Source organism: Streptomyces sp. 142MFCol3.1, from assembly GCF_000424945.1.
GTDB lineage: Bacteria > Actinomycetota > Actinomycetes > Streptomycetales > Streptomycetaceae > Streptomyces > Streptomyces siamensis.
On record NZ_AUKV01000010.1, the window covers coordinates 307696 to 315102 of the forward strand.

A 7407-nucleotide genomic window follows, 5' to 3' on the forward strand; every position below is an offset into this window, starting at 1 on the left:
CTGATAATTTCAGAACGATTCGCATCGCTCTGTCTCTGTCAGGAAGCGCGTGGCACACTGCACGCTGTGACAGCCGTCTCGGGAGGTAGGACGTGAGCGAGAACCGCCCTGGCGGCAGCGCGCCGACCGTCCTGCGGATGGTCCTCGGAAAACGACTGCGTCACCTGAGGGAACAGGCGGGCGTGTCGTTCGAGGACGCGGCACGCGCGATCGAGGTCACTCCCCTGACGGTGCGGCGGATCGAGAAGGCCGAGGTCGGACTCCGCATCCCGTACGTGCGGGAGTTGCTGCGCACGTACGGCGTGCCGGCCGCGGAGATCGACGACTTCCTCGCCCTGGCCAGGGAGGCCAACCAGCCGGGCTGGTGGTACAAGTACCGCGACGTGCTGCCCGAGTGGTTCAGCGCCTACGTGAGCCTGGAGAGCGAGGCGAGCGTCATCCGCCTCTACGAACCCCACTACGTGCCCGGCCTGTTGCAGACGCACGAGTACGCCACCGCGCTCATGCGCGTCGGCTTTCCAAACGAGTCCAAGGAGGAGATCGCCCGCCGCGTCGCCCTGCGGGTCAAACGTCAGGACCTGCTCGCCAAGCCGGACGCGCCCGCCGTCTGGGCCATTCTGGACGAGACGGTACTGCGCCGGCCGGTGGGCGGAGCCGAGGTGATGCGCGCCCAGATCGACCGGTTGCACGAGGCTCTGGACATGCCGAAGGTCCGGATCCAGATCATGCGCTTCGGCGTGGGTGCGCACCCGGGCGCGTTCGGGCCCTTCCACCACTTCCGCTTCGGCTTCTCCGAACTCCCCGACGTCGTCTACACGGAGAGCCTGGCCGGCGCGGTCTACGTCGACCGGCCGGACGACGTCGTCAGCTATCTCGAAGTACTGGACCGGATGTCCGTGCAGGCGGAACCGGTCGCTCGGACCAGGGCCATCCTGGGTGAACTGCGTAAGGAGTTGTGATCCATGGGATCCGTCCACAGCGGCATGTCCGCGGCCGAACTGGGAACCGAGGGCTGGGTCAAGCCCTGGAGCGGCACGAACGGCGGAAGCTGCGTCGAGGCCAAGCGGCTGCCGGACGGCAGCGTCGCCCTGCGTCAGTCCAGGGATCCCGAGGGGCCCGCGCTGGTCTACTCCCGCGAGGAGATGATCGCGTTCCTCCAGGGCGCCAAGTCCGGCCAGGCCGACTTCCTCATCGCCTGAGCCGCGGCGCCGTACGGGGCAGCAGCAGACCCGCCGGGCCCACGGCCCTGACGGAGTGCGGCGTTCCGCACCGGCCCCGCACCACTACGCCCGCACAACCGGACAACCCGCGCGCGCACTCCCGGCGTGCGGGTTGTCGCCGTCACACTGGTGGCGTCGTTCGTCCAGGAGGGTGCCGGAGGGGAGTGGGTGCGGGGATGGTCCTCCACCAGGCCCTCGCGCGGTGCCGGACGCTGGTCGTCGAGGGCCCCGACGGCATCGGCAGGAGCGGCCTGATCGCGGACCTGGCCCGGGAGGGATTCCTGATCCGGCGCTCGCGCGGACACCTCCACCATGTGGACCCCACCCAGCCCTACCGTGAACTCCTTGCCGCCCCGGGCCGGTTGGCCATCGACGGCAGCCTCGTACATGAACTCGTCTACGGGCCGCTGCGCCGAGGGCGCTCGCGCGTCACATGGATCCAGGCGCTCGACTTCGCGGAGGCGGTGGCCGAACGCGACGGCGTGCTTGTGCACGTCACCGGAGAGGCCGACGACACCGAGGCGGTCGACGCGTACGAGCGGGCCCTGCGCACCCTTTCCCAGCACGTCCCCGTGATCACCCTGGACCCCATGGACCCGGCCCGCCCGGCCCGCGCCCCCACACCCCCCTCCATCTCTCAACTCGGCTGCTGTACAAAGACGTTGACGATAAGTTGATGACCGACCGCGTGACGCACGGCAGGAGACTCCCCATGGCAGACGGCCAGTCCACCCCCGACCAAGAGGCGCTGTCCAAGATCGACACCACGGTGCCGCACTCCGCCCGCATCTGGAACTACTGGATGGGCGGCAAGGACAACTACGAGGTCGACCGGGCGGCGGGCGACGCCTACCGCGAAGTCGCCCCCAACATCGAGACGATGGCCCGCGCCTCGCGCGGCTATCTGATCCGCACGGTCACCTTCCTGGCCGAGGAGCTCGGCATCCGTCAGTTCCTCGACATCGGCACCGGCCTTCCCACGTACGACAACACCCACCAGGTCGCACAGCGCGTGGCACCGGAGTCCCGCATCGTCTACGTCGACAACGACCCGCTGGTGCTCCGTCACGCGCAGGCGCTGCTCACCAGCACGGCCGAGGGCGTCACCGACTACATCGACGCGGACCTGCGCGAGCCCGAGAAGATCATCGAGACGGCGAGCCGCATCCTGGACTTCGACAGGCCCGTCGCCCTCATGCTCATGGGCATCCTGGGCCACATCCAGGACTACGAGGAGGCCAAGTCGATCGTCCGCCGGCTTCAGAGCGCCCTGCCCTCCGGCAGCTACTTCGTGCACTACGACAGCACGGACACCGACGCGGCGCTCAAGGAGGCCCAGCAGGGGTACGACGACACCGGCGCGATTCCGTACGTGCTGCGCAGCCCCGACCAGATCACGGCCTACTACGAGGGCCTCGAACTGATCGAGCCCGGCATCGTGTCGTGCCCGCTGTGGCGTCCGGAGCCGGGTACTTCGCCCGAGCCCACGGACGTCCACGGAGGCGTGGCCCGCAAGCCGTGATCAGGCCTGCGGCGGCCGGATGTTCTGGTTCAGGCGGAACAGGTTGCCCGGGTCGTACGCGGCCTTGACCTGGACCAGCCGGGCGTAGTTGTCGCGATAGCTGGCCCGCACCCGCTCCTGGCCCTCGTCCATCATCATGTTCACGTAGCCGCCGCCCGCGGAGTACGGCTGCAGGGCGTCGGAGTAGTCGACGCTCCACTGCCTGACGAGGCCGGCGTTGGCGGGGTCGGGGTCCACACCCGCGTAGACGGCCGACCAGCCGGAGCTGCGGTAGCTCCACGCGGTGTCCGTCGGCGCGTGGTCGTGCACGGCCCCGTCGATGGGGTACATGTGCATCGTCGACTTCCAGGTCGGCATCTCGGCACCGAACTTGGCGTGCAGGTCGATCGCCTCGGCGGGGAGCGCGTCGATGAAGCCGGCTCGCCAGTACCACTGGTCGCCGGGCGGATAGACCCCGTCGAAGGCGGACTGGAGGGCGGGGAGCGGCATCGGCGCCGGGCCGTGCAGCAGCGGTTCGGGCAGGGCGTCGAGGAGCGGTGCCATGTCCCGGGCCGCCGCGTCCGTGTCGTCGCCGATGCGGCACCACATGACGCCGCACACCTTGCGCAGGTGAAGTTCCTCCGGGAACGGCGGCGCGGGCGGCACCGAGGTGAACAGGAAGAAGCCGCCGAGTTCGCGGGGCGCGTGCGGGATGAAGTCCCGGTAGGCGGTGAGGACTTCGGCGCCCATGTCGACGGGCCAGAAGGTGGGGCCGGCGACGACCGTGTTCACGTCGTGCAGCCCGAACAGGAACGAGGTGACGACTCCGAAGTTCCCGCCGCCCCCGCGCAGCGCCCAGTACAGGTCGGGGTTGTCGTCTGCGCTCGCACGCACCTTCTCCCCGCTCGCCAGGACGACATCGGCGGCGAGGAGGTTGTCGATGGACAGCCCGCACTTGCGGGTGAGGTGTCCGAGGCCGCCGCCGAGCGTGATGCCGCCGACACCCGTCGTGGAGATGATGCCGCTGGGCACGGCGAGCCCGTGCGCGTTGGTGGCACGGTCGACCTCGCCGAGACGGCAGCCGCCGCCGACGCGTGCGGTACGGGCCTGCGGATCGACCTCGATGTCGTTCATCGGCGTGAGGTCGAGGACCACCCCGTCGTCGCACGTTCCCATTCCCGCGCCGTGGTGGCCGCCGCCGCGTACGGCCAGGGGAAGGCCGTGGTCCCGGGCGAAGCCGATGACCAGGGCGGCGTCCTCGGGGGTGGCGCAACTCGCCACCAGGGCGGGCCTGCGGTCGATCATCGCGTTGTAGACGGCGCGCGCCTCGTCGTACCCGGGATCGTCGGGACCGATCAACTTCCCCTGAAATCCCTTGAGTTCTTGCCGTGCCGCCTGTGCCGGTGTGGTGGACATGTGCATCCCCCGTGTCTGGGGACCGGTTCCGGGGCGCCAGGTCCGGGCCCCGGCTCCAGTTTCCCCCCATTGCGTGCCTCGTGCCTGTTCTGGCCTCCGGCCGCATCGAGCCGGCCCCGCCCACCGGGCCCGGACGGCCTGCACGCCGCGGGGAACGCCGAACGCGTCGATCCGTGCTGGATCGACGCGTTCGGCGTTCGGGTGGCCGGGTCCGGCGCCGTCAGGGGATCACCCCAGGGCGGCGACCGCCTCGACCTGGTCCCGCGAGATCGACAGCGCGGGCTCCGGGAGCGGGACATGGCGGGGCGTGCGTCGGGCCTCCCGCAGACTCGGGGCGGGGGCCGGGGGGACCAGCGGGGCACGCTCGGCGGCCCGCGCCCGCCACGAGAACCAGATGATCTTCCCGCCGGCGCCCGTGGCGCAGCAGCCCCAGCCATCGCTCAGCGCGGCGATCTGGGCGAGGCAGCCCTGCGGTGCCCTGTGCGGGCCGATGTCCTGGCTGTTGTCCGAGACGGCGGTGATGAGGTGCTGACCGTTCCACCACATCTCGATGGTCGAGTTCTTGTCCGCGGCATGCTCCTCGATCGTCCGGAGCAGCGCCTCGGCGCAGTGACAGACGGACTCGACGAGGATCTCCAGGTTCCAGTACCGCAGGTGCGCGGCCAGGATGCGTTTGACCTGTCCCACTCGTTCCGGGCTGACCTCTACGTCGAGGTGGTAGTAGCAGGGCACTGCAGGTTTCATCGTCGTTGGCTCCTCACCGGCGAAGCTCCCGCTTCTTCTCGCCCGGATGGGCCGAGCCCCGAACACGAAGCGTGAGCGGTGATCGCTTCTGAGTCAGTCTCAGAGTGAGAGCACTACTCCATTCGCGCAACTCGAGCGGGCCTCCCAATGTTGTTGAAGAGCCAACAAGACGCTGGGTGTCCATACAGGCACCATGAGTGAGGGCGTCGGCCTCCACATGGGACCGGTGCCCCTGCGTGTACGGCCTTCACCCGCCAGCCAGGCAAGCCGTGCACGGTCCGATGAGTGGGAAGGTGACCGGCGTGATGCTGCTGCCTGCCAAACCCGAGGTCGCCAGGCATCTGGAGAGATACCGGGCCTGGGAACGCCTGCTGCTCGCCGCCCCCGCCGACCACGTGGTGCGGGGCAATTTCGAGAACACCGGCTACACCCTGTGCGTGCTGATGGGGAAGCGCTGCGCGCGGGAGGCCGCGGACGCGGCCGAGCACTATCTGCAGGACGTTCCCGCAGGAGTGTGAATCACACGATCGGGCCCAGATGGGGCGGAGGCGAAACCCAAGACGGCGGAGGCAGGACCCATGGACGCGAACACGCACACCGGCCGTATCCCCCTGGTGGATGTACGGCCGGTCGTCGACCGCGGCAGACGCCCCGCGAAGGCGGTCGCCGGTGAGACCTTCCGGATCACGGCGACCCTCTTCGGCGAGGGCCACGACTGCGTCGGCGCCAATGTCGTGCTGTGCGATCCCGCCGGGTCCCCCGGCCCGTGGACCCCGATGCGGGAACTGACCCCCGGCAGCGACCACTGGGGCGCCGAGGTGACTCCGTCGAAGGCAGGCCACTGGTCCTACCGGGTGGAGGCCTGGAGCGACCCTGTGACCGCGTGGCGGCGCGCCGCCGAGATCAAGATCCCGGCCGGGATGGACACGGGGCTGGTCCTGGAGGAGGGCGCCGAACTGTACGAGCGGGCCGCCGCCCAGGTGCCGGAAGGAGCGGACCGGGACGCGGTGGCCGCCGCCGCGAACGCCCTGCGCGACGAGTCCCGTTCACCCGAGGCGCGGCTCGCCGGCGCGCTGACCGCGCGGGCCGACGCGGCCCTCGCGCAGCACCCGCTGCGGGAACGGCTCACCCGTTCCGAGCCGTTGCCGCTGCTGGTGGAGCGTGAGCGCGCCCTGTACGGGTCCTGGTACGAGTTCTTCCCGCGGTCGGAGAACGGCCGGCCGGGAAGCGACCCGTCGGTCCCGGCGGTGCACGGCACCTTCCGTACGGCCGCGGAGCGGCTGCCCGCGATCGCCGCGATGGGCTTCGACGTCGTCTACCTCCCGCCGATCCATCCGATCGGCAGCACCTTCCGCAAGGGCCCCAACAACACGCTCTCCGCGGGTCCCGGCGACGTGGGCGTGCCCTGGGCGATCGGCTCGCCGGAGGGCGGGCACGACGCCGTGCACCCGGACCTGGGCACCATCGACGACTTCGACGCGTTCGTGCGCCGCGCCGGCCGGGAGGGTCTGGAGGTCGCGCTCGACTTCGCGCTGCAGTGCTCGCCCGACCATCCGTGGGTGCACAAGCACCCGGAGTGGTTCCACCACCGCCCCGACGGCACGATCGCGTACGCCGAGAACCCGCCGAAGAAGTACCAGGACATCTATCCGATCGCCTTCGACAAGGACATGCCGGGGCTGGTCGCCGAGACCGTGCGCGTCCTCAGGTACTGGATGGACCACGGCGTACGGATCTTCCGCGTGGACAACCCGCACACCAAGCCGGTGGTGTTCTGGGAGCAGGTGCTCGCCGACATCAACGGCACGGACCCCGACGTGATCTTCCTCGCCGAGGCGTTCACCCGGCCCGCCATGATGCGTACGCTCGCGGCGGTCGGCTTCCAGCAGTCGTACACGTACTTCACCTGGCGCAACACCAAGCAGGAGCTCACGGAGTACTTGACCGAGCTGTCGGGCGAGACCGCCTCCTACATGCGGCCCAACTTCTTCGTGAACACCCCCGACATCCTGCACGAGTTCCTCCAGCGCGGCGACCGTCCGGCCTTCGAGCTGCGGGCCGTGCTCGCCGCCACCCTCTCTCCGACCTGGGGCATCTACAGCGGGTTCGAACTGTGCGAGAACACCCCGCTGCGGGCCGGCAGCGAGGAGTACATGGACTCCGAGAAGTACCAACTGCGGCCCCGCGACTGGGAGTCCGCGGAGCGAAACGGACATAGCATCGCGCCATTGGTGCGCGCGCTCAACGCGGTCAGGCGGCGCAGTCCCGCGCTGCGTCAGTTGCGCGATCTCCACTTCCACCACGCGGACAAGGATGCGGTGATCGCCTTCTCGAAGTCCGCCGTGGACGCACGCGGTTCGAACACGGTTGTGGTGGTGGTCAACCTCGACCCCCACCACACCCAGGAGGCCACGGTCTCGTTGGACATGCCGCGACTCGGCCTGGACTGGCACGAGTCCGTGCCGGTGCGCGACGAGCTCACCGGCGAGACCTACCACTGGGGCAGGGCCAACTATGTGCGTCTGG

7 protein-coding genes and 1 pseudogene are annotated in these 7407 nt (G+C 69.8%); 6 read left to right on the top strand and 2 right to left on the bottom strand.

All coding sequences use genetic code 11. From position 1 onward, the window contains the following. Positions 1 to 92 precede the first annotated feature (92 nt). From H305_RS0117305 to H305_RS0117320, 4 genes are all read left to right on the top strand, one after another. Complete coding sequence (locus H305_RS0117305; RefSeq protein WP_028801470.1) at positions 93 to 959, top strand: helix-turn-helix domain-containing protein; 867 nt, start codon at positions 93 to 95, stop codon at positions 957 to 959. A 3-nt stretch (positions 960 to 962) separates the two neighbouring features. Then, a complete protein-coding gene (locus tag H305_RS0117310) occupies positions 963 to 1199 on the top strand; it encodes a DUF397 domain-containing protein (RefSeq protein ID WP_028801471.1) in 237 nt (78 codons plus the stop codon). Positions 1200 to 1396: 197 nt separating this feature from the next. Continuing rightward, the gene (locus H305_RS0117315) at positions 1397 to 1897 is read left to right on the top strand and encodes a hypothetical protein (protein WP_028801472.1); all 501 of its coding nucleotides are present in this window, start codon (positions 1397 to 1399) and stop codon (positions 1895 to 1897) included. A gap of 35 nt (positions 1898 to 1932) precedes the next feature. Next, positions 1933 to 2742: an SAM-dependent methyltransferase gene (locus H305_RS0117320; protein WP_028801473.1), complete on the top strand. Its 810-nt coding sequence runs from the start codon at positions 1933 to 1935 to the stop codon at positions 2740 to 2742. Here the strand turns inward: H305_RS0117320 and H305_RS0117325 are convergent, their stop codons facing one another. Continuing rightward, the gene (locus tag H305_RS0117325) at positions 2743 to 4137 is read right to left on the bottom strand and encodes an FAD-binding oxidoreductase (protein ID WP_028801474.1); all 1395 of its coding nucleotides are present in this window, start codon (positions 4135 to 4137) and stop codon (positions 2743 to 2745) included. Between the two features lie 228 nt (positions 4138 to 4365). Next, complete coding sequence (locus tag H305_RS0117330) at positions 4366 to 4881, bottom strand: hypothetical protein (RefSeq protein ID WP_028801475.1); 516 nt, start codon at positions 4879 to 4881, stop codon at positions 4366 to 4368. A 305-nt stretch (positions 4882 to 5186) separates the two neighbouring features. On the opposite strand from H305_RS0117330, the pseudogene H305_RS46325 reads away from it, so the two are divergent. Both H305_RS46325 and H305_RS46330 read left to right on the top strand, forming a co-directional pair. Further along, a pseudogene (locus H305_RS46325) lies at positions 5187 to 5378 on the top strand (DUF5133 domain-containing protein); the annotation flags it as partial. Positions 5379 to 5459: 81 nt separating this feature from the next. Continuing rightward, positions 5460 to 7407, top strand: a 1948-nt coding sequence (locus H305_RS46330; RefSeq protein ID WP_037764246.1) for an alpha-1,4-glucan--maltose-1-phosphate maltosyltransferase, incomplete at its 3' end; no start/stop codon positions are given.